Source organism: Pseudomonas sp. AF32 (assembly GCF_022342325.2).
In the GTDB taxonomy this organism is placed as follows: Bacteria; Pseudomonadota; Gammaproteobacteria; order Pseudomonadales; family Pseudomonadaceae; genus Aquipseudomonas; species Aquipseudomonas uvaldensis.
The window spans coordinates 1-25,097 of the sequence record NZ_RQJK02000039.1; the positions used below are offsets into that span (position 1 = coordinate 1).

The following is a 25,097-nucleotide window of genomic DNA, read 5'->3' on the forward strand; positions in this document are numbered from 1 at the left end:
TCTGCACCAGGCGCCGATGCTGCAACTGGTCTACGCCCAGGACGAGGTCCTGGAGCGTTGGGTGGCGATCCTGCTGTTCCATCACATGGCGCTGGACCATACCGCGCTGGAAGTGGTGCAACAGGAGATGCAGGCCCACTTGATGGGCGAGGCCGGGCAACTGGCGGCACCAGTGCCGTATCGCAACTATGTCGCCCAGGCGAGATTGGGAGCGAGCGAAGAGGAACACGAAGCGTTCTTCCACCAGATGCTCGCAGACATCGATGAGCCGACGCTGCCGTTTGGATTGGCGCAAGTCCAGGGTGACGGGCGCGGCATCGAGGAAGTGACGGTCCTGGTCGACGAGGTGTTGAGCCGGGGGCTGCGCAGCCAGGCCCGGCGGCTCGGCGTGAGTGTCGCGAGCCTGGTCCACCTGGCCTGGGCGCGGGTCATGGCCCTGGCGTCCGGCCAGGAGCAGGTGGTCTTCGGCACGGTACTATTGGGGCGGATGCAGGGCGGCGACGGTGCTGATCGGGCGTTGGGTATGTTCATCAACACCTTGCCGATACGCGTGTCGGTGGACGAGCAAAGCGTTCGTGATGCCGTGAAGGCGACTCACGCCCGGCTGACCGGCATGCTGGCCCATGAGCATGCCTCCCTGGCCCTGGCTCAACGTTGCAGCGGCGTGGCCTCGCCAACACCATTGTTCAGTGCACTGCTGAACTACCGGCATAGTTCGATCGAGGTGACGGAGGCGTTGCTGTCGGCCTGGAGCGGCATGCAGATGCTGTCCAGCGAAGAGCGCACCAACTACCCGCTGACCATGAACGTCGATGATCTGGGCGACGGCTTGAGCCTGACGGCGCTGGTCGAATCGCGGATCGGGGCGCAACGCGTCTGTGACTATATGCAAGTCGCGCTGCGCAGCCTTTTCGATGCGCTGGAACACGCGCCGCAAACACCGGTGCAAAGCCTGCCGGTGCTACCGTCGGTGGAGCGTCGGCAACTGGTGGAAGGCTGGAATGCCTCGTCGCAAACCTACGCCCACGACGCGCTGATTCACGGGCTATTCGAAGCTCGCGCCGCCGCGCAACCCGATGCGGTGGCGGTGATGTTCGAGGATCGCGCACTGACCTACGGCGAGCTCAACGCCCGGGCCAACCAGCTTGCTCATCGCTTGCTGGCCCTGGGGATCCGTCCGGATGATCGGGTGGCGATCTGCGTCGAGCGCGGCCTGGACATGATTGTCGGCCTGCTGGGCATCCTCAAGTCCGGCGCCGGCTACGTGCCGCTGGATCCGGCTTACCCGGCGGAGCGCCTGGCCTACATCCTGGAAGACAGCGCGCCGCTCGCCATCGTTGTGCACGCTGCGACGCAAGGGCTGCTGGCCGGTGAGTCGGCGTGTCTGATCGGCCTCCACGAGGGTGGTTTGTCCAGTCAATCCGAGGACAATCCGGCGGTGGCAGGGCTGACATCGCGGCACTTGGCCTATGTCATCTACACCTCGGGCTCGACCGGCCTGCCCAAGGGCGTCATGGTGGAGCACCGCAACGTCGCGCGGCTGTTCTCGGCCACCCGGCCGTGGTTCGACTTCGGTCCGCAGGACGTCTGGGCACTGTTCCATTCCTTCGCCTTCGATTTCTCGGTCTGGGAAATCTGGGGCGCGCTGACCCACGGCGGCTGTCTGCTGGTGGTGCCGCAACTGGTCAGCCGTTCACCGCAGGACTGCTACGCGCTGTTGTGCGGGGCCGGTGTCACGGTGCTGAACCAGACGCCCAGCGCGTTCCGCCAGTTGATCGCGGCCCAGGGCGAAAGCGAGCTGAAACACAGCCTGCGCCAGGTGATTTTCGGCGGCGAGGCGTTGGAGACCGGCATTCTCAAGCCGTGGTATGCCCGGGCAATCAACGCCGGTACGCAACTGGTCAACATGTATGGCATCACCGAAACCACGGTGCACGTGACCTATCGCGCTCTTGAAGCCGCCGACGCGCAACTGACCTGCGTCAGCCCCATCGGCAAGCGCATCCCCGACTTGCAGTTGTATGTGCTCGACGCTCAGCGTGAACCGGTACCGGTGGGCGTGGTCGGCGAGATGTACGTGGGCGGCGCGGGTGTCAGCCGGGGTTATCTGAACCGCGACGAGTTGACGTCGGAACGCTTCCTCGCCAACCCGTTCAGCACCGAACCGAACGCACGGATGTACAAGACTGGCGACCTGGGTCGCTGGCTGGCGGACGGCAGCATCGAATACCTGGGGCGTAACGACGACCAGGTGAAGATCCGCGGCTTCCGAATCGAGTTGGGCGAAATCGAAGCCACGCTGGCGGCCTGCGAGGGTGTCAGCGAGGCGGTGGTGATCGCTCGCGAAGACGAACCGGGTGACAAGCGCCTGGTGGCCTATGTGATTGCCGAGGAGGGCGCACAGCCATCCGCAGCCGAGCTGCGCAGCCAATTGCTGGGTTCGCTGGCGGACTACATGGTGCCGAGCGCCTTCGTGTTGCTCAAAGCCTTCCCGCTGACCACCAACGGCAAACTGGATCGCAAGGCGCTGCCGGCGCCCGATCAGTCGGCGGTGGTGAGCCGCAGGTACGAGGCCCCGCAAGGCGAAGTCGAAACGCTCATCGCTGCCATCTGGCAGGACCTGTTGGACCTTGATCAGGTCGGTCGTCATGATCATTTCTTCGAACTGGGCGGGCACTCGCTGCTGGCTGTCAAGTTGATCGAGCGCATGCGCAATGCGGGCCTGAGTGCCGACGTGCGGGTCCTTTTCAGTCAACCCACCCTGGCGGCCCTGGCGGCGGCCGTGGGCGGTGGTTCGGAGATCGTCGTGCCGGCCAACCGGATCCCGGACGGCTGCACCCGCATCACCCCGGACATGCTGCCCCTGGCCGACCTGGACCAGGGCACCATCGACCGCATCGTGGCGGCGGTGCCGGGCGGCGCGGTCAACGTTCAGGATATTTACCCGCTGGCGCCGTTGCAGGAGGGGATCGTTTACCACCACCTCGCCGCTGAGCAGGGCGATCCCTACCTCCAATACATGATGTTCGCCTTCGACAGCACCACGCGCCTGGACGGGTTCGTCCAGGCGTTCCAGGCGGTCATTGCCAGGCACGACATCCTGCGCACGGGCGTGCTCTGGGAGGGGCTGGCCGAACCGGTTCAAGTGGTCTGGCGTGAGGCCGGGCTGGAAGTCGAGGCGGTCCAGCTGGAGGCGGCCGCCGGGGATATCGCCGGTCAATTGCACGAGCGCTTCGACCCACGGCATTACCGCCTGGACATCCGTCGGGCGCCGCTGATGCGGCTGGCCTATGCGCAGGATCCAGCCAATCGGCGCTGGGTCGGCATTCTGCTGTTCCACCACCTGGTGGACGATGCCACGTCACTGGCGGTGTTGGCAGCGGAAATCGAGGCGTACATGCTCGGCCAGGCGCAGCACCTGCCCGCGTCGGTGCCTTACCGCAACTACGTGGCGCAAGCCCGGCTGGGTGTCGATCGCGAGGCCCATGAGGCGTTCTTCCACGAAATGCTGGGCGATGTCGACGAGCCCACGCTACCGTTTGGCCTGCTGGATGTGCAAGGTGACGGCAGCGGGATCGAAGAGGTGCGCCAGGACGTTGCGGTCGACTTGAGTCGGCGCCTGCGCGCCCAGGCCCGTCAGCTTGGCGTGAGTGCGGCGAGCCTGTACCACCTGGTCTGGGCGCAGGTACTGGGCGTGGTGTCGGGCAAGGACGACGTGGTGTTCGGCACGGTACTGGTCGGCCGGATGCAAGGCGGCGAGGGCGCCGACCGGGCGTTGGGCATGTTCATCAATACGCTGCCGGTACGGGTCAGCCTGGACCAGGCAGGCGTGCGCGACAGTGTGAAGGCGACCCATGGCCGGCTGACGGCCTTGCTGGCCCATGAACATGCCTCGCTGGCATTGGCGCAGCGTTGCAGCGGTGTGGAGGCGCCGATGCCGCTGTTCAGTGCCTTGCTCAACTATCGTCACACCGCTACGGCAGCTTCCAACGAGGCGCTGGCCGCCTGGGACGGCATTCAACTGCTGGGCGGTGAAGAACGGACCAACTATCCGTTGACGTTGTCGGTGGACGACCAGGGCGATGCCTTCAGCTTCAGCATCATGACCCCGGCGCGGATCGGCGCACAGCGCCTGTGCGGTTATATTCACCAGGCGCTGCACCGTCTCGTGGGGATGCTGGAACGCACGCCTGAAGCGCCGCTGCACCAGTTGTCGATCCTGCCGGCATCCGAATGTGAGCAATTGCTTGAAACGTTCAATGCCACGCACGTCGATTATCCGCTGGCGCAGACCCTGCACAGTGCCTTCGAGGCCCAGGCATGGCGTACGCCCGAGTCGGTGGCGGTGCTGCATGGCGACCAGCGCCTGAGCTACCGCGAATTGAACGAGCGGGCCAACCGGCTGGCACATTACCTGCGCGGGCGTGGCGTGAAGCCGGATTCGCGGGTGGCGATCTGTGTCGAGCGCGGCCTCGACATGGTGGTGGGGCTGCTGGCGATACTCAAGGCCGGCGGTGCCTATGTACCGCTGGATCCGGCCTATCCGCTGGACCGGATCGCCCACATGCTGGAAGACAGTGTCCCGGTGGCGGTCCTTGCGCAAACCGGGACCTGCGGGTTGCTGGCCGGCGCCTCGGTTCCGGTCATCGACCTCGACAGCGATGCCTGGCATGACCTGTCCATCGCCAACCCACCTGCGTCGGGCCTGGCTTCCACGCATCTGGCCTACGTCCTCTACACCTCGGGCTCCACCGGCAAACCCAAAGGCGTGATGGTCGAGCACCGCAGTGTGATCAACCTGCTGTTGGCCATGGGTGACACCCTGGGCATGACGGCGACCGACCGCGTGCTGGCGCTGACGACCCTGGGCTTCGACATTGCCGGCCTGGAGCTGTACCTGCCGCTGATGTATGGCGCAAGCATGGTCGTGGCGACTCGCGATCAAGGGCGCGAGGGTCGCTCACTGGGGGACCTGATAGCCTCCAGTGGCGTCACCGTTGCCCAGGCTACCCCGGCGAGCTGGCGCATGCTGCTCGAATCCGGCTGGCAGGGCGCACCGGGATTGACCGCCTTGTGCGGGGGGGAAGCGCTGCCTGCTGATCTTGCATCACGCCTGGCGGCCCGGGTCGAGACGTTGTTCAACGTCTATGGCCCCACCGAGACGACGATCTGGTCCTCGGCAACGCGGATCAGTGGCGAAGAAACGGGCGACAGCCAGGTCAGTATCGGCCGGCCCATCGCCAACACCCGGTTCTACCTGCTCGATGTCCACGGCAAACCCGTCCCCGTGGGCGTCGCCGGGGAAATCCACATTGGCGGCGCCGGCGTGGCGCGGGGCTACCTGAACCGTGATGACCTGACGGCCGAACGTTTCCTCAAGGATCCATTCAGCCGCGAACCCAACGCCCGGATGTACAAGACCGGCGACCTGGGTCGTTACCGGCCGGACGGCAACATCGAATACCTGGGCCGCAATGACGACCAGGTGAAGTTTCGCGGCTTCCGCATCGAACTGGGCGAGATCGCAGCCAGGCTTGCTCAGCACGCGGCGGTGAAGGATGCCGTGGCGTTGGTGCGCGAGGATATGCCGGGGGAGAAACGCCTGGTCGCTTATTTCACCGGGCATCCATCAGGCGAAACGGCCGACATCGAAGACCTGCGCCTGCACCTGCAGACCCTGTTGCCGGCCTACATGGTGCCCACCGCTTACGTGCGTCTTGACGCTTTGCCACTGACACCTAACGGCAAGCTCGACCGTAAGGCCCTGCCAGTTCCCGACCTGGCTTGCGTCATCACTCGTGGCTACGAAGCTCCCGTGGGCGACACCGAAATCACGTTGGCGCAGCTGTGGGCTGAGGTGCTGAACGTGGAGCGCGTCGGTCGTCACGATCACTTCTTCGAGCTGGGCGGGCATTCGCTGCTGGCGGTCAGCCTGATGGAGCGGATGCGGCAGGAGGGCATGGAGGCGGATGTGCGAACGCTGTTCGAGCAACCCACGCTCGCGGAATACGCGGCAATGACAGAAAAAATGGAGATTGTCCTGTGAGTGTGATCGAACTGTTGGCGACACTGAAGGAAAAAGACGTTCAGCTTTCGGTCAAGGGTGACCAGCTCGTGGTACGCGGCCGGAAACAGTCTTTGAGCGAGCCCGCGGTGCTGGCCTTGTTGCGCGAGCACAAGGCCACCTTGATCGATTTGATCAAGACCGGGCAGTACGAGGCCGCGAATGCCGGCGAAGCCGAAGTCCCGGCCAACCTGATCCCCGACGGTTGCTTGCGCATCACCCCGCAGATGCTGCCGCTGGTGACGCTGGACCAACCGGCCATCGACCGTATTGTCGCCACCGTGCCGGGTGGCGCGGCCAATGTGCAGGATATCTACCCCCTGGCACCGCTGCAGGAAGGGATCCTTTATCACCACCTCACGGCTGCCCAAGGCGATTCCTATGTCTTGCAGGCGCGCTTCAGCTTCAGTCGCCGTGAGCGCCTGGAGGAATTTGTCGACGCCTTGCAGAGCGTGATCGACCGGCACGATATCCTGCGCACGGCCATCGTTCGCGAGGGCCTGGAAGCACCGGTCCAGGTGGTCTGGCGCCAGGCCCGGCTGGGATTCAAGGACATCAGCGCCGAACTCGCCGACGGCGACGTCATGGCGCAATTGCAAAGGCAATTCGACCCCCGGCACTATCGAATGGATATTCGCCAGGCGCCGCTGTTACTGATGGTCTGCGCCCATGACCCTGTCAATCAGCGTTGGGTGGCCATGCTGTTGTTCCATCACATGGTGCTCGATCATGCGGGGCTGGCGGTGGTGCAGCATGAAATGCAGGCGTGGCTGACGGGGCAAGGCGGGCAACTGGAGCCTGCCGTTCCTTACCGCAACTACGTGGCACGCACCCGACAGGCCGGCCAGCGCCAGGCTGACGAGGCGTTCTTCAGCAATATGCTGGGCGACGTCGACGAACCGACCTTGCCTTTCGGCCAACAGGACGTACTGGGCGACGGCAGTGGTGTCGAGGAATGCCATCTGGCGGTAACGCCGCTGCTAGGCCGCCGCTTGCGTGGGCAGGCGCGTCAGTTGGGTGTCAGCGCCGCCAGCATCATCCACCTGGCCTGGGCCCAGGTACTGGGCTGTGTTTCAGGTCGCGAAGACGTGGTGTTCGGCACCGTGATGCTGGGGCGGATGCAGGCTGGCGAAAGCATGACCCGTGCCTTGGGCATGTTTATCAATACCTTGCCGCTGCGGGTGGATGTGGGCGCCCGGAGCGTGCGCGATGCAGTGAAGGACACCCACGGCTGGCTGAGCGCCTTGCTCGGTCATGAATACGCTTCCCTGGCCCTGGCGCAACGTTGCAGCGGCGTGGCGGCGCCGGCACCGCTCTTCAGCGCATTGCTGAACTATCGACACAGCGCCAGCCGGAGCCAGGTGCTCCCGGCGCACGCCCTCCAGGCTTGGGAAGGGATCGAGACCCTGAGTGCGCAAGAGCGTACCAATTATCCGCTGGTCCTTTCGGTGGATGATTTTTCCGATGATTTTGCCCTGACGGTGCAGGCGACTCCGGGAATCGATGCGCAACGCGTCGGCGAATACATGCAAACCGCCATGGAATGCCTGGTCACGGCGCTGGAGAACGCCGCCGAAACGCCGATCAATACCCTGTCGATCCTGCCGCCGGCCGAGCGCGAGCGCGTGTTGCAAGGGTTCAACGACACCGCCCGCGCCTATCCCCAGGCGCAACTGATCCACGCCTTGTTCGAAGCCCAGGTCGAGGCTTGTCCGGATGCGCCGGCTGCGGTACAGGCGGGGCAAACCCTCACGTATAGGGCGCTGAACACCCAGGCCGATCAACTGGCCCGGCATCTGCTCGATCTGGGTGTCCAACCAGGGGAGACCGTGGCGATCCTGCTGCCGCGCTCGCTCGACCTGCTGATCAGCCAACTGGCGATTCTCAAATGTGCGGCGGTCTACCTGCCCCTGGATGTCAACGCGCCGGTGGAGCGCCAGCAGTTCATGATGGAGGACAGCCGGGCCGTGTGGGTGTTGACCCATGCTGCCGAGCTCCTCGCCGAGGACGTGCGTCGGGTGGACCTCGATGCCCTCGACCTGCCTGAAGAGCCGGTTTTCGACAAGCCACCGGCGGCGTCGAGCGAAGCGGCCGCCTACATCATGTACACCTCGGGCTCCACGGGTACGCCCAAGGGCGTGCTGGTGCCGCACCGGGCGATCAGCCGGTTGGTGATCAACAACGGCTACGCCGATTTCAACGCTCAGGACCGCGTGGCGTTCGCGTCGAACCCGGCGTTCGATGCCAGTACCCTCGAAGTCTGGGCGCCGCTGCTCAATGGCGGTTGCGTGGTGGTGGTCGAGCAGGTGGTGTTGCTGTCCCAGGCGCGTTTTGCCGGATGGCTGGTCGAACAGGCGGTCAACGTGCTGTGGATGACGGCCGGTCTGTTCCACCAGTACGCCTCTGGACTCATGCCGGTGTTCAAGCAATTGCGCTATTTGATCGTCGGCGGTGACGTACTCGATCCGGCGGTGATTGGCCGGGTGCTGGAAGAGGGCGCACCGCAACATCTGCTCAACGGCTACGGCCCGACGGAAGCCACGACGTTTTCAACCACCTGCGAGATCAAAGCCGTCGGTGCGGGCAGCATTCCCATTGGCCGTCCCGTGGGCAACACCCGCGTCTACCTGCTGGACTCGCAGCGTCGGCCCGTGCCCCACGGCGTTGCCGGCGAGCTGTACATCGGCGGCACCGGGGTCGCCAAGGGCTATCTGAACCGGCCGGAGCTGACCGCCGAAAAATTCCTGCCAGACCCGTTCAGCGAGCAGCCACACGCGTTGATGTACCGCACCGGCGACCTGGGACGCCATTTAGCGGATGGCAACATCGAATACCTGGGCCGTAACGACGGCCAGGTGAAAATCCGCGGATTCCGCATCGAACCGGGGGAGATCGAAGCCCGGCTGAGCCAGCATGAGGCGGTGAAAGAAGCTGCTGTGCTGGTCCGAGAGGATGTGCCGGGAGAAAAGCGCCTGGTTGCCTACTTCACCTTGCATCGCCCCGATGACATGACGACGATCGAGGTGTTGCGGGCTCACCTGAGCAACCGTCTGCCGGACTACATGGTGCCTGCCGCCTACGTGCGCCTCGATGCACTGCCGCTGACCGCCAACGGCAAGCTTGACCGCAAGGCCCTGCCGGCGCCGGACCAGGATTCGCTCCTCACGCGTGGCTATGAAGCCCCGCTGGGCGAGACCGAAATCACCCTGGCCCGGTTGTGGGGTCAGGTGCTCAATGTCGAACGGGTCGGGCGCCACGACCATTTCTTCGAGCTGGGCGGTCATTCGCTGCTCGCCGTCAACCTGATCGAACAGATGCGCCAGGTGGGCCTGAGCGCCGACGTTCGCGTGTTGTTCGGCCAGCCGACCCTGGCCGCCCTGGCTGCGGCGGTGGGTGGCGGTCACGAAGTCCAGGTGCCGGCCAACGGCGTCACACCCGGCTGCGGGCGGATCACCCCGGACCTGCTGCCGCTGGTCGCGCTGAGTCAGGAGGCCATCGACGCGATTGTCGCCACTGTGCCTGGCGGCGTGGACAACGTGCAGGACATCTATCCGCTGGCGCCGTTGCAGGAAGGCATTCTCTATCACCATATCTCGGCACAAGAGGGCGACCCCTACGTGCTCCAGGCGCTGTTCGCCTTCCACGACAAGGCGCGCCTGACGGCTTTTGCCAACGCCTTGCAGGGTGTCATCGATCGTCACGATATCCTGCGCACCGCCATCGTGTGGGAGGGGTTGGAGCAGCCGGTGCAGGTGGTCTGGCGCACGGCGCTGTTGAGTGTCGAAGAGCTGCTGCCGGAAGACGCCAGCGATGACGTACTGACCGAGCTGCATGAACGTTTCGATTCCCGCCATCATCGACTCGATATCCGACAGGCACCGCTGATGTGCCTGCGTTTTGCCCATGACCCGGCCAATGACCGTTGGGTGGCGATGCTGCTGTTCCATCACATTGCCCTGGACCATACCGCCCTGGATGTGGTGCAGCAGGAAATGCAGCTGTATCTGCTCGGTCAGCAGGATCAACTGGCCCCGGCGATGCCGTACCGCAACTACGTGGCGCAGGCGCGCCTGGGTGTCAGCGAGGAAGAACACGAGGCGTTTTTCAGCGAGATGCTCGGCGATGTCGACGAACCGACATTGCCCCTCGGGCTGCAACAGGTGCAGGGTGACGGCCGCGGTATCGAGGAAGCCCGGCTCGACGTCGACGCGGGCCTGGCGGGTCGCCTGCGGTCACAGGCCCGGCAGTTGGGCGTGAGCGCCGCCAGCCTGCATCACCTGGCCTGGGCGCAGGTGCTGGGGCGGTTGTCCGGGCGCGAGGATGTGGTGTTCGGCACCGTACTGATGGGCCGGATGCAGGGCGGCGCGGGGGCTGACCGTGCCCTGGGCATGTTCATCAACACGTTGCCACTGCGGGTGAAACTGGACGATCAGGGCGTGCAGGCGGCGATCAGGGCCACCCATGGGCGGCTGAGCGCATTGCTCGGTCACGAGCATGCTTCGCTGGCCCTGGCGCAACGTTGCAGCCGCGTCGCGGCGCCGGCTCCGCTGTTCAGTGCGCTGCTGAACTACCGGCACAGCGCCGGCGATGGTATCTCTACCGACGCGGTGGCGGCCTGGCAGGGCATCGAAACCCTGGGCAGCGAAGAACGTTCGAATTATCCGCTGACCCTGTCGGTGGATGATCTGGGCGACGGCTTCACCCTCGGTGCCCTGGCGTTGCAAGGCGTGGGGGCGGCACGCATCTGCGCCTACATGCACACCGCCCTCGAAAACCTGGTACACGCCCTGGAACACACCCCGCAACTGCCGCTCAGCCGGTTGGAGATCTTGCCGCAAAGCGAGCGCGAGCGGCTGCTGGTGGATTTCAACGCCACTCGGCGTGCCTACCCCCAGGAGCAGACCGTCCTGGCACTGTTCGAAGCCCAGGCCGCCCATGTTCCCGAGGCGATTGCCGTGGTACACGGATCGCACCGGATCAGTTACGCGGCCCTGAACGAGCGGGCGAACCACCTGGCCCATTATCTGATCGGGCTAGGTGTGCAACCGGATGACTGCGTGGCAATCCTGTTTCCACGCTCGATCGATCTGTTGGCCAGCCAGTTGGCGATCCTCAAGTGCGCAGCGACCTATGTGCCGCTGGACCGCAATGCCTCGCTGGAGCGCCAGCGCTTCATGCTCGACGATTGCCAGGCCTCTTTCGTGCTGACGTTCAGCACCGAACCAGCTCCCGTGGGCACGCCCCGGGTCGACCTGGACACGCTGGAACTGCGAGGTCCTTCCCGTGACCCGGCGCTGGAGCAGTCCAGCGAGTCGATTGCCTACATCATGTACACCTCGGGCTCCACGGGCCAACCCAAGGGTGTGCTGATCCCCCATCGGGCCATCAACCGATTGGTGATCAATAACGGTTACGCCGATTTCAATGAGCATGATCGGATCGCCTTCGCGTCGAACCCGGCCTTCGACGCCAGCACCATGGAAGTGTGGGGTGCGTTGCTCAACGGCGGGCAGGTGGTGGTGATCGACCATGAAACCCTGCTCGAACCTGCACGTTTTGCCCAGGAATTGAAGGCGTCGGGCACCACCGTGTTGTTTGTCACCACGGCGATTTTCAATCAATACGTACAGATGATTCCCGAGGCCATGGGTGGCCTGCGGATGCTGCTGTGCGGTGGCGAGCGGGCCGACGTCGCTTCCTTCCGGCGTTTGCTGGCGCTGGCACCAGACCTGAGACTGGTACATTGCTACGGTCCCACCGAAACCACCACCTACGCCACGACGCTGGAAGTGAAGGCCGTGGCCCCTGACGCGCAGAGCGTGCCCATTGGCGGGCCGATTTCCAATACACAGATTTACGTGCTTGATGCCCGCCGGCAACTGGCGCCCCTGGGTGTCGCCGGTGAAATCTACATCGGCGGCAAAGGCGTGGCGAAGGGGTACTTGAACCGCCCTGACCTGACGGCGGAAAAATTCATCGCCGACCCGTTCAGCCACGAACCCGACGCCTTGCTGTACCGCACGGGCGACCTTGGTCGCTGGCTGCCCGAGGGTAGCCTGGAATGCCTGGGCCGCAACGATGACCAGGTGAAGATCCGGGGATTCCGTATCGAGCTGGGCGAGATCGAGGCGAAACTGGTGACTTGTGACGGGGTGAAGGATGCCGTGGTCATGGTCCGGTCCGATGAACCGGGCGAGAAGCGCCTGGTGGCGTACGTCGTGGCGCAGCCCCAGGTCACGCTGAGCGTGGCCGGGTTGCGCGAACAACTGTCCACCACCCTGGCCGAGTACATGGTACCGGGCGCGTTCGTGATCCTGCCGGCATTCCCGTTGACGCTCAACGGCAAGGTGGACCGCAAGGCGTTGCCCGCGCCGCAGGCCGAGGCCTATGCGAGCCAGGCCTACGAGGCGCCCCAGGGAGAGGTCGAGCAGACGCTGGCAGGGTTATGGGCCGAACTGTTGAAGGTCGAGCAGGTCGGCCGCAACGATCATTTCTTTGAACTGGGCGGTCACTCGCTGCTGGCGATGAGGCTGATCGAACGGATGCGTCAGGTCGGCCTGACGGTGGACGTGCGGGTCCTGTTCAGCCAACCGACCTTGCAGGCCCTGGCCGCTGCGGTCGGTGGACACCGTGATCTGGTGGTGCCGGCCAACCTGATCGCCGCAGGTTGCCGGCGGATTACGCCGGACCTGTTGCCGTTGGCTGACCTGCGCCAGGAAGCCATCGACCGGATCGTGGCGGGCGTGCCGGGTGGGGCGGCGAATGTCCAGGATATCTACCCGCTGGCGCCGTTGCAGCAGGGCATTCTTTATCACCATCTGGCGGCCGCGCAAGGCGATCCGTATGTGCTCCAGTCACAGTTCGCCTTCGATCATCGGGACCGTCTCGAGGCGTTTACGGAGGCGCTGCAACAGGTCATCGACCGCCACGACATCCTCCGTACCTCGATCGCCTGGGAGGGGCTGGACGAACCGATGCAGGTGGTCTGGCGTCGGGCTCCCCTGGTGCTGGAAACATTTGAAGCCGATCCACAGGCCGGGGATGTCGCCCGGCAATTGCATGAACGCTTCGACGCCCGGCATTACCGGCTCGACCTGTGCCGGGCGCCCATGTTGCGCCTGGTCTGCGCCGAGGATGCAGCCAACCGGCGTTGGGTCGCCACGCTGCTGTTCCACCACACGGTACTGGATCACACGGCGCTGGAAACGCTGGTGCACGAAATGCAAGCCTTCCTGCTCGGACGTGGCGGCGAGCTGGGGGCCGCGATGCAATACCGCAACTACGTGGCCCAGGCCCGTCTGGGCGTGAGCCAGGAGGCCCACGAAACGTTCTTCCGCGCCATGCTCGGTGACATCGAAGAACCGACGCTGCCATTCGGCCGGCAAGATGTGCAGGGTGACGGTAACGACGTAGAGGAGGTGAAGCTGGCGCTGGCGGCGCCGTTATCCCGTCGTCTGCGGGCACAGGCACGGCAGGCGGGCGTCAGCGCGGCGAGCGTGATGCATCTGGCGTGGGCGCAGGTCCTGGGCCGGGTCAGCGGGCGCGACGATGTGGTCTTCGGCACTGTCCTGTTGGGGCGGATGCAAGGCACGGAAGGCGCCGACCGTGCTTTGGGCATGTTCATCAATACGCTGCCCTTGCGGATCAACCTGGGCCGGCAGAGTGCCCGCGAGGGCGTCAAGGCCGCGCACAGTCAGCTCACCGGACTGTTGGGGCATGAGCACGCGCCGTTGGCACTGGCACAGCGATGCAGCGGTGTGGCGCCGCCGACGCCGCTGTTCAGTGCCTTGCTCAACTACCGGCATAACGTCCCGACGGCGGCGGATGGGGCGCAGGAGGCATGGCAGGGCATTGACACCCTTGGCGGTGAAGAGCGTACCAACTACCCGCTCTCGCTGGCCGTGGACGACGAGGGCGAAGGTTTCAACCTGGTGGTGCAGGCGGCGTGCGGGATCGACGCACAGCGCATCGGCCACTACATGCACACGTCGCTCCAGAGCCTGGTCGACGCCCTGGAGAACGCGCCTGACAGGCCCTTGTCCGAGCTGCAAGGCATACCCGCTGACGAACTTGGGCAACTGCTCGATACCTGGAATGCCACGCAGGTCGCCTATCCGCTGGAGCAGACCGTCCATCAACTGTTCCAGGCCCAGGCCCAGGCATCGCCTGATGCCGTGGCCGTGGTATCCGGCGATCGGCAACTGAGCTATGCCGAACTGAACGGGCAGGCCAATCGGCTCGCTCATCATCTGATAGCGCAGGGCGTGCGCCCGGATGATCGGGTCGCGATCTGCGTGGAACGCGGCCTCGATATGCTGGTAGGGCTGCTGGGTATCTTGAAGGCCGGGGCTGCGTATGTGCCGCTGGATCCGGCTTACCCGAGCGATCGCCTGGCCTACATGCTGGAGGACAGCGCGCCGGTGGCCTTGCTGGTGCACACGGCGACCCGCGACCTGTTGACCGATGTCGGGGTTGTGACCCTCGGTCTCGATGACGATGCCTGGCGGGACCTGCCGGAGCTCGAACCGGCAGTGCCGGACCTGACCTCGGCGAACCTGGCCTACGTGCTCTACACCTCGGGATCGACCGGCAAGCCGAAGGGCGTGATGGTCGAACACCACAGCGTGGTCAACCTGTTGTGTGCGATGCGCGACACATTGGGCATGACGTCCACCGACCGGATGCTGGCCCTGACGACCCTGGGGTTCGACATCGCTGGCCTGGAGCTGTACCTGCCGCTGGTGTGCGGCGCTCAGGTTGTGCTGGCGTCTCGCGACCAGGGACGAGACGGCCACTTGCTTGCCCGGATGATTGCCGCGAGCGCCATCACCGTCGCCCAGGCCACCCCGACGAGCTGGCGCATGCTGCTCGAAGCGGGTTGGCAAGGTGCACCGGGATTGATCGCGCTGTGTGGCGGTGAAGCCTTGCCCGTTGACCTCGGCCTGCGTGTGGCGGAACGGGTCAAGACGCTGTTCAACGTCTACGGTCCGACCGAAACGACGATCTGGTCGTCGGCCACACAAGTCCAGGCACAAAGCTCAGGCAGCGGCCAGGTCAGTATCGGCCGTCCTATCGCCAATACCCGGTTCTATCTGCTCGATGCCCAGGGCAGGCCTGTTCCTGTCGGCGTCGCCGGTGAGATCCATATCGGCGGTGCCGGGGTCGCCAGGGGCTACATGAACCGCGAGGACCTGACGCGCGAACGGTTCCTGGACGATCCTTTCTGCCCGGAGGCCAATGCACGGATGTATCGCACTGGCGATATCGGTCGTTACCTGCCGGACGGCCGGATCGAGTACCTGGGACGCAACGATGGGCAGGTCAAGATCCGCGGCCTGCGCATTGAACTGGGCGAAATCGAAACCGTGCTCGCCACCTGTCCGGGAGTGAGCGAGGCGGTGGTGATCGTGCGCGAAGACGTGCCTGGTGAGAAACGCCTGGTGGCGTACTACCGGGCGTCGGAGGACCAGGACCTGCCGACGGCCGACGCGCTGCGGGCCCTGGTGCTGGAGCAGTTGCCCGACTACATGGTGCCCGTGGCCTATGTACGACTGGAGGCGATGCCGCAGACCCCCAACGGCAAGTTGGATCGCAAGGCGTTGCCGGCCCCTGGTTCGGCTGCGATGGCCGATGTTCATTACGAAGCGCCGCAAGGGGACATCGAACCGGTGCTGGCGCAGATCTGGCAGGAGCTGCTGGGCCTGGAACGGGTCGGTCGCCAGGACCGGTTCTTCGAGTTGGGCGGGCATTCGCTGTTGGCGATGAGGCTGATTGCCCAGGTGCGTCAACGCCTGGGGGTGGAACTGGCGCTGGGCGAACTGTTCGCCCATTCGCAATTGAGCGCGCTGGCACAAGCCGTGGCCGGTTCGGGGTGCAGCACGCTGCCACCGGTTGCGCCGGTTTCCCGCGATGAGCCGTTGCCGCTGTCCTTCGCTCAGCAACGCCTGTTGTTCCTGACGCGGATCGAAGGGGCCAGTTCGGCCTACCATCTGCCGGCGGCCCTGCGCTTGACGGGACAACTGGACCGCAACGCATTGTCGCGCGCCCTGGATCGAATCGTGGCGCGTCACGAAGCGTTGCGCACGACCTTCGTGCAAGCAGCGGAACAACCGGCACGGCAATGTATCGGCGCGCCAGACCGTGGTTTCGCCTTGCGCACCGTGGACCTGTCGGACCAAGGCGAGGCACAGGCACAACTGTGGACACTGATCGAGCAGGAAGCCGGTGAGCCCTTCGATCTGGAACACGGCCCGCTGATTCGTGGACAACTGATTCGTCTGGCGGAGCAGGAGCATGTGTTGCTGGTGACGATGCACCACATCGTCTCGGATGGTTGGTCGATGGGGGTTCTGACCCGGGAACTGGCCGCGCTCTACGAAGCGTTCCGCAATGACCTGCCCGATCCATTGCCGGACCTTGCGGTGCAGTATGGCGACTATGCCGTCTGGCAGCGGCGCTGGTTGAGCGGCGAAGTCCTCAAGCGCCAGGGCGCCTGGTGGCAAGCTGCGCTAGCCCAGGCTCCGGCCCTGTTGACACTGCCCACGGATCGTCCGCGACCCGCGCAGCAGAGCTATGCGGGGGGGAGCCTGCCGGTGATGTTCGACGAAGTGCTGACGGCGGATCTCAAGGCGTTGAGCCAGCGCCACGGCACGACGCTCTACATGACGGTATTGGCTGCCTGGGCTGCCGTGCTGGGCCGGCTCTCGGGGCAGGACACGGTTGTCATTGGCTCGCCGACGGCCAATCGTCAGCGCGCCGAGGTCGAGGAACTGATCGGTTTCTTCGTCAACACCCTGGCCGTGCCCATCGATGTGTCGGGGCAACCGAATGTCGAGACGTTGCTGCAACGGGTGAAAACCCAGGCGCTGGCCGCCCAGGCCCACCAGGACCTGCCGTTCGAGCAAGTGGTGGAGCTGGTCAAGCCGGTGCGCAGTCTGTCCCATAGCGCAGTGTTCCAGGCCATGTTGTCCTGGCAGAACACCGAGAGCGTCGAGCTGACCTTGGGTGACCTGATCCTGGAAGGGCTGGCTTGTGCGAAGCGAACGGCGAAGTTCGATATTTCTCTCGACCTGGGGGAAGTCGGTGGCCGTATCCAGGGTTCGCTGGAGTACGCCACGGCGTTGTTTGACCGGATGACTATGGAACGCTATCTCGGTTATCTGGAGCGCATGTTGCGTGCGATGGTGGCCGATGCCCGCGCCGTAGTCAGTGAAATCGTCTTGCCGGGCGATGCCGAACGCCGGCAACTGGAAGGCTTCAATGCCACGCAAGCGGAGTATCCGCTGGAGCAGACCGTTCACGGCTTGTTCGAGGCTCAGGTAGAACGTACTCCAGAGGCGCTGGCGGTGCTGCACCGTGGGCAGCGCCTGGATTATCGCGAACTGAACGAGCGGGCCAACCGCCTGGCCCATTACCTGCGCAAGCAGGGTGTGCAGCCGGATTCACGGGTGGCGATCTGTGTCGAGCGTGGCCTCGACATGGTGGTGGGCTTGCTGGCGATCCTCAAGGCCGGTGGCGGTTACGTGCCGCTGGACCCGGCGTATCCGGCGGATCGGATTACCTACATGCTGGAAGACAGCGCCCCGGCGGCGGTGTTGGCCCAGGCGGCCACGGTTGGGTTGCTGAGGGGGGCCTCGATGCCGGTGATCGACCTGGGTAGTGGGCTATGGCAGGACGAATCCGTCTCGAATCCGCAGGTGCCTGAGCTGACCTCATCGCATCTGGCCTATGTGATCTACACCTCCGGCTCTACCGGGTTGCCGAAAGGTGTGATGATCGAACACCGTAACACGGTGAACTTCCTCACTTGGGCTCATCGTTCGTTCGATACCAACACCCTGTCGAAAACCTTGTTCTCCACCTCGCTGAACTTCGATCTGGCGGTCTATGAATGCTTCGCGCCACTGACGTCGGGCGGCAGCATCGAAGCCGTGACTAATGTGCTGGAACTGCACCAGGGCGAGCACGACATTACCCTGATCAACACCGTGCCGTCGGCGCTCAAGGCGTTGTTGGAGTCGGGTGGGTTGGGTGAGGGCGTGGATACCGTCAACGTGGCGGGTGAGGCTCTTAAACGCAGCCTGGTGGAAAGTCTGTTCGAGCAGACCCAAGTCAAGCGCCTGTGCAACCTTTACGGACCTTCGGAAACCACGACCTATTCGAGCTGGGTATCGATGGCTCGCGAGGATGGGTTTGCCGCGCACATCGGCAAGCCGGTGGCAAACACGCAGTTCTACCTGCTGGATGAACACAAACAACCGGTGCCACTGGGCGTGCCAGGCGAGATTTACATCGGCGGTGCCGGGGTGGCTCGCGGTTATCTCAATCGCGATGACCTGACGGCCGAACGCTTCCTGAAGGATCCGTTCAGCGCTGTTCCGAACGCCCGGATGTACAAGACCGGCGACCTGGGTCGCTATCTGCCGGACGGCAATATCGAGTACCTGGGCCGCAACGACGATCAGGTGAAGATTCGCGGTTTCCGCATCGAACTGGGCGAGATCGAGGCCCGGCTGGCCCAACACGATGCCTTGAAGGAAGCCGTAGTGCTGGCCCGCGAAGACGTACCGGGCGACAAGCGCCTGGTGGCGTATTTCACCCAGCATGGGCCGGGCAAAGCGGTAGACGCAGGCCACCTGCGCGGGCATCTGCAAGCGCAATTGCCCGAGTACATGGTGCCGGCGGCTTACGTTCGTCTGGATGCACTGCCCCTGACCCCCAACGGCAAGCTTGACCGCAAGGCCTTGCCACTCCCAGACAGCGATGCGTTCGTTACGCATGCCTATGAAGCCCCCGTGGGAGAGGTGGAGACGAAGCTTGCCTCGTTGTGGGCCGAGTTGCTGAAAGTCGAGCGGGTCGGTCGCCATGATCATTTCTTCGAACTGGGCGGTCATTCGCTGCTGGCCGTGACCTTGATCGAGCGCATGCGCAAGGAGGGTATGGAGGCCGATGTCCGGGTGCTGTTCGGTCAACCGACGCTGGCGTCGGTGGCATCGGCGGTCGGGCAGGTGCAGCGTATCGAAGTGCCCGTGACGAAGATTCCCGCCCTCAAGCGTCAGCGGCGCATCTGAGTTTTAAACCCTGTAGACCCGAGGGAGAAGTGCCTGTGATGACGGGCCTTCTCCCTCGGTTTTCCTCCTGGTGCAACGCCAGCCTGACCGGTGTCGGGGCTTGTCCCTGCTTCCCATGACAGACATGCCCCACCGAATGCTCTAATTTTTTTTGGCCTGTAAGGAGCCAGTCCGGGGACGGATCTCCTTCGGTTGAACATGACGATTTCTCTGTCTTGGCCCGTACGCCGTGATCGGCTCGACCGCTGCCAATCCCTGCGTCCAGGCGCTACGCCGTACCTGAAAGACGACCTTTTTATCGTCAACCACTCCGAACTAAAAAAGCAGGTTCTTCGATGCAATTCAGCGAATTGATGGCAGCGCTTTCCAAGCACCCGATCCGTCTCCAGCAGGACGACGACAACCTTGTGGTCCAGGGCGACGACGAAGGATTGGACGACGCGTTGTGGGAATGCCTTGCCCTTCACAAGCGTGAATTGCTCGAGTTGGTGGAACGTAACGGTGGCGACTGGTTGAGCCCGGCGTTTCGTATCACCCCCGACATGCTGCCCCTGGTCAGCCTGACCCAGGAACAGATCGACCGGATTATCGAAGGTGTGCCTGGCGGCGCGGGCAATGTCCAGGACATCTACCCCCTGGCACCGTTGCAGGAAGGCATTCTTTACCATCACCTCGCTGCGCAGCAGGGTGATCCCTACGTGCTGCATACCCTGTTCGGGGTCGATCAACGCGCCCGCCTGGACGATTTCCTCAACGCCTTGCAAGGCGTGATCGACCGCCATGACATCCTGCGCACCTCGGTGGCGTGGGAAGGCTTGGATGAGCCGGTGCAAGTGGTCTGGCACAAGGCCGTGTTGGCCCTGGAGGAGCTTCAGCTCGACCCGGCCGAGGGCGCCATCGAGGCACAGTTGCAACAACGCTTCGACACCCGCCATCACCGCCTGGATATGGGCCGGGCACCGTTGCTGCGCCTGGTCTGCGCCGAGGATCGTCCCAACCAGCGTTGGGTGGCGTTGCTGTTGTTCCACCACATGGCCCTGGACCATGCCGCCCTGGAACTGGTGCAACACGAGATGCAGGCGTTCCTGCTGGGCCAGAGCGATGCGTTGCCCGAGGCCGTTCCGTATCGCAACTATGTGGCGCAAGTACGCCTGGGTGTAAGCCGACAGGAGCACGAAACGTTCTTCCGCGACATGCTTGGTGACGTGGACGAGCCGACCTTGCCGTTCGGCCTGCAAGAGGTGCAAGGCGCAGGGCAGATGATCGAAGAGGCGTTCCGCAAGCTTCCGGACAGCCTGGGCCAAGGCTTGAGGACCCAGGCCCGGCAACTGGGCGTGAGCGTTGCGAGCCTGGTCCATCTGGCCTGGGCACAGGTGCTGGGACGTGTATCCGGGCGCAGCGATGTGGTGTTCGGCACCGTCCTGCTGGGTCGGATGCAGAGCGGCGAGGGTGCCGACCGGGCGCTGGGCATGTTCATCAACACCTTGCCGTTGCGGGTGACCTTGGGACAGATCGATGTCCGTGCGGGTGTGAAAATCACCCATGCGCGATTGACCGCGTTGCTGGGCCACGAGCATGCCTCGTTGGCCCTGGCGCAACGCTGCAGCGGCGTGGCCGCCCCGACGCCGTTGTTCAGTGCCTTGCTCAACTACCGCCACACCGGGACGGCGACTTCGAGCGAAGCGCTGTCAGCCTGGAACGGTATCCAGGTACTTGGTGGCGAGGAGCGCACCAACTATCCGCTGATGCTGTCGGTGGACGATATGGGGGAGGCCTTCAGCCTGACCGTCCAGGCGGTGAAGGGCGTTGGCGCGGCACGAATCGGCGCTTGCGTGGAAACCGCCCTGGCGAGTCTGGTGGACGCTTTGCAGCATGCGCCCGAGTCCTCGCTCTCCGGACTCTCGGTCATGCCGGAGGCGGAGCGCGAACAGCTGTTGGTGACGTTCAATGCTACGCACGCCGAATATCCGCTGGAGCAGACCGTTCACGGCTTGTTCGAGGCTCAGGTAGAACGTACGCCGGACGCGCTGGCGGTGCTGCACCGCGGGCAGCGCCTGGATTATCGCGAACTGAACGAGCGGGCCAACCGCCTGGCCCATTACCTGCGCAAGCAGGGTGTGCAGCCTGATTCGCGGGTGGCGATCTGTGTCGAGCGTGGCCTCGACATGGTGGTGGGCTTGCTGGCGATCCTCAAGGCCGGCGGTGGTTACGTACCGCTGGACCCGGCGTATCCGGCGGACCGGATTGCCTACATGCTGGGAGACAGCGCCCCGGCAGCGGTGTTGGCCCAGGCGGCCACGGTTGGGTTGCTGAGGGGTGCCTCGATGCCGGTGATCGACCTGGGTAGCGGGCTGTGGCAGGACGAATCCGTCTCGAATCCGCAGGTGCCCGAGCTGACCTCGTCGCATCTGGCTTATGTGATCTACACCTCCGGCTCCACCGGGTTGCCGAAAGGTGTGATGATCGAACACCGCAACACGGTGAACTTCCTGACCTGGGCGCATCGTTCTTTTGACGCTCAAACGCTGTCGAAAACCCTGTTCTCGACCTCGCTGAACTTCGATTTGGCGGTCTATGAGTGCTTTGCGCCGCTGACTTGTGGCGGCAGTATCGAAGTCGTGACCAATGTGCTGGAACTGCAACAGGGCGAGCACGACATCACCCTGATCAACACCGTGCCGTCGGCGCTCAAGGCGTTGTTGGAGTCGGGTGGGTTGGGTGAGGGCGTGGATACCGTCAACGTGGCGGGTGAGGCTCTTAAACGCAGCCTGGTGGAAAGTCTGTTCGAGCAGACCCAAGTCAAGCGCCTGTGCAACCTTTACGGACCTTCGGAAACCACGACCTATTCGAGCTGGGTATCGATGGCTCGCGAGGATGGGTTTGCCGCGCACATCGGCAAGCCGGTGGCAAACACGCAGTTCTACCTGCTGGATGAACACAAACAACCGGTGCCCCTGGGCGTGCCGGGCGAGATTTACATCGGCGGTGCCGGGGTGGCGCGGGGTTATTTGAACCGCGACGACCTGACGGCCGAGCGCTTCCTGAAGGATCCGTTCAGCGCTGTTCCGAACGCGCGGATGTACAAGACCGGCGACCTGGGTCGTTACCTGCCGGACGGCAACATCGAGTACCTGGGCCGTAACGACGACCAGGTGAAGATCCGCGGTTTCCGGATCGAACTGGGCGAAATCGAGGCGCGGCTTGCTCAGCATGTCGACATCAAGGAAGCGGTGGTACTGGCCCGTGAAGACGTACCGGGCGACAAGCGTCTGGTTGCCTATTTCACCGAATCGGCAACGGCGGACATCGAAAGTCTGCGCCGCCATTTGCAAGCGCAATTGCCGGACTACATGGTGCCCGTGGCCTATGTGCGCCTGGATGCCTTGCCGCTGACTCCGAACGGCAAGCTTGACCGCAAGGCCTTGCCGGTGCCGGATCAGGATTCGGTGATGACCCGTGGCTATGAAGCGCCGCAAGGTGAAACCGAAATCGCCCTGGCGCAGATCTGGCAAGACCTGCTCCAAGTCGAACGCATCGGCCGCCATGACCATTTCTTCGAACTGGGCGGTCATTCGCTGCTGGCCGTCAGCCTGATCGGGCGCATGCGCCAGCTGGGCTGGTCGACGGACGTGCGCGTGTTGTTCGGCCAGCCGACCTTGAAGGCACTGGCGGCCGCCATCGGTAGCGGCCACGAAATCGAGGTGCCGGACAACGGTATCGTGCCGGGATGCACCCGGATCACCCCCTCGATGGTGACATTGATCGACCTGGACCAGCAGACCATCGACCGTATCGTGGCGACGGTGCCGGGTGGTGCGCGCAACGTGCAGGACATCTATCCGCTGGCGCCGTTGCAGGAAGGCATTCTCTACCATCACCTCTCGGCGGAACAGGGCGACCTGTACGTCCTCCAAGCGCAGTTCGCCTTCGACGATCGGGAACGTCTCGAAGCGTTTGCCGAGGCGCTGCAAGCGGTGATCGATCGCCATGACATCCTGCGTACCAGCGTCGTGTGGGATGGCCTGACGGTGCCGGTGCAAGTGGTCTGGCGCGAGGCGAAGCTGCAGCTTGATGCGGTGGAATTCGACCCGGCCGCCGGCGATGCCGTGGCGCAGCTGCGCCAACGCTTCGATCCGCGCCACCATCGCCTGGACGTGGGCCAGGCCCCCCTGATGCGCCTGGTTTACGGGCAGGACGAGGCCAATCGTCGACTGGTGGCGACCCTGCTGTTTCACCATATGGCGCTCGATCACACGGCGCTGGAAGTGGTGCAGCAGGAGATGCAGGCGTACTTGCTGGGCGAAACCGCACAACTGGCGGCCGCGGTGCCCTATCGTAACTACGTGGCGCAGGCACGACTTGGGGTGAGTCGCGAAGAGCACGAGGCGTTTTTCCGCGACATGCTCGGCGATGTCGACGAGCCGACCTTGCCGTTCGGCCTGCTGGATGTGCAAGGACAGCGTCATGATATCGAAGAGGCCCGGCAGGCATTGGACCCGGCCCTGGACCTGCGCCTGCGTCAGCAGGCCCGGCAATTGGGCGTGAGTGTCGCGAGCCTGGTGCATCTGGCCTGGGCCCAGGTGCTGGGCAAGGTGTCCGGTCGCCAGGACGTGGTGTTCGGGACCGTGCTGATGGGCCGGATGCAGGGCGGCGAGGGCGCCGACCGGGCGCTGGGCATGTTCATCAATACCCTGCCATTGCGCGTGGCGGTCGGGCAGCAAGGGGTGCGGGCGGGCGTCAAGGCCACCCATGAGCGGTTGACGGCCCTGCTGGGGCATGAGCACGCTTCCCTGGCCTTGGCCCAGCGATGCAGCGCCGTGGCGGCGCCGTTGCCGCTGTTCAGCGCCTTGCTCAACTACCGACACAGCGCCACAGGCACGGTTTCGGCACCTGCGATGCACGCGTGGCGCGGTATCCAGGCCCTGGATGGCGAGGAGCGCACCAACTATCCGCTGACCCTGAACGTCGACGACCTGGGCAACGGCTTCAGCCTGACGGTGCTCGTGGACGCCCGGATCGGCGCGCAGCGGGTCTGCGGGTATGTGCAGGCAGCGCTGGAGAATCTGGTGGAGGCGTTGGAGCAGACACCGCAGGCGGCGTTGTATCGCCTGCCGATTCTGCCGGCTTCCGAGCGCGAACAGGTGCTGGCGACGTTCAATGCCACGCAAGCGGAGTATCCGCTTGAGCAGACCATTCATGGCTTGTTCGAGGAACAGGTGCAACGGACTCCACTCGATGTGGCCGTCCTGCATGGCGAACAGCATCTCAATTATCGCGAACTGAACGAGCGGGCCAACCGCCTGGCGCATTACCTGCGCAAGCAAGGTGTGCAGCCGGATTCACGGGTGGCGATCTGTGTCGAGCGTGGCCTCGACATGGTCGTGGGCCTGTTGGCGATCCTCAAGGCCGGCGGTGGTTACGTACCGCTGGACCCGGCGTATCCGGCGGACCGGATTGCCTACATGCTGGGAGACAGCGCCCCGGCAGCGGTGTTGGCCCAGGCAGCGACTCTTGACTTGCTGGTTGATGCAACGATGCCGGTGATCGACCTGGGTAGCGGGCTGTGGCAGGACGAATCCGTCTCGAATCCGCAGGTGCCCGAGCTGACCTCGTCGCATCTGGCTTATGTGATCTACACCTCCGGCTCCACCGGGTTGCCGAAAGGTGTGATGATCGAACACCGCAACACGGTGAACTTCCTGACCTGGGCGCATCGTTCTTTTGACGCTCAAACGCTGTCGAAAACCCTGTTCTCGACCTCGCTGAACTTCGATTTGGCGGTCTATGAGTGCTTTGCGCCGCTGACTTGTGGCGGCAGTATCGAAGTCGTGACCAATGTGCTGGAACTGCAACAGGGCGAGCACGACATTACCCTGATCAACACCGTGCCGTCGGCGCTCAAGGCGTTGTTGGAGTCGGGTGGGTTGGGTGAGGGCGTGGATACCGTCAACGTGGCGGGTGAG

Annotated in this window: 3 protein-coding genes and 1 pseudogene; all 4 read left to right on the plus strand. The window is 64.2% G+C overall.

Going from position 1 to position 25,097, the window contains the following annotated elements; all coding sequences use genetic code 11:
• A partial coding sequence (locus EGM97_RS25705; protein WP_477788883.1) for an amino acid adenylation domain-containing protein occupies window positions 1-6,046 on the plus strand: 6,046 nt, incomplete at its 5' end.
• Between the two features lie 245 nt (window positions 6,047-6,291).
• Window positions 6,292-7,629, plus strand: a pseudogene (locus EGM97_RS25710) (condensation domain-containing protein); the annotation flags it as partial.
• The gene (locus tag EGM97_RS25715; RefSeq protein WP_477788885.1) at window positions 7,603-19,134 is read left to right on the plus strand and encodes an amino acid adenylation domain-containing protein; all 11,532 of its coding nucleotides are present in this window, start codon (window positions 7,603-7,605) and stop codon (window positions 19,132-19,134) included. The pseudogene EGM97_RS25710 and the gene EGM97_RS25715, both read left to right, overlap by 27 nt.
• Window positions 19,135-19,469: 335 nt before the next feature.
• Window positions 19,470-25,097, plus strand: a 5,628-nt coding sequence (locus EGM97_RS25720; protein ID WP_477788884.1) for an amino acid adenylation domain-containing protein, incomplete at its 3' end; no start/stop codon positions are given.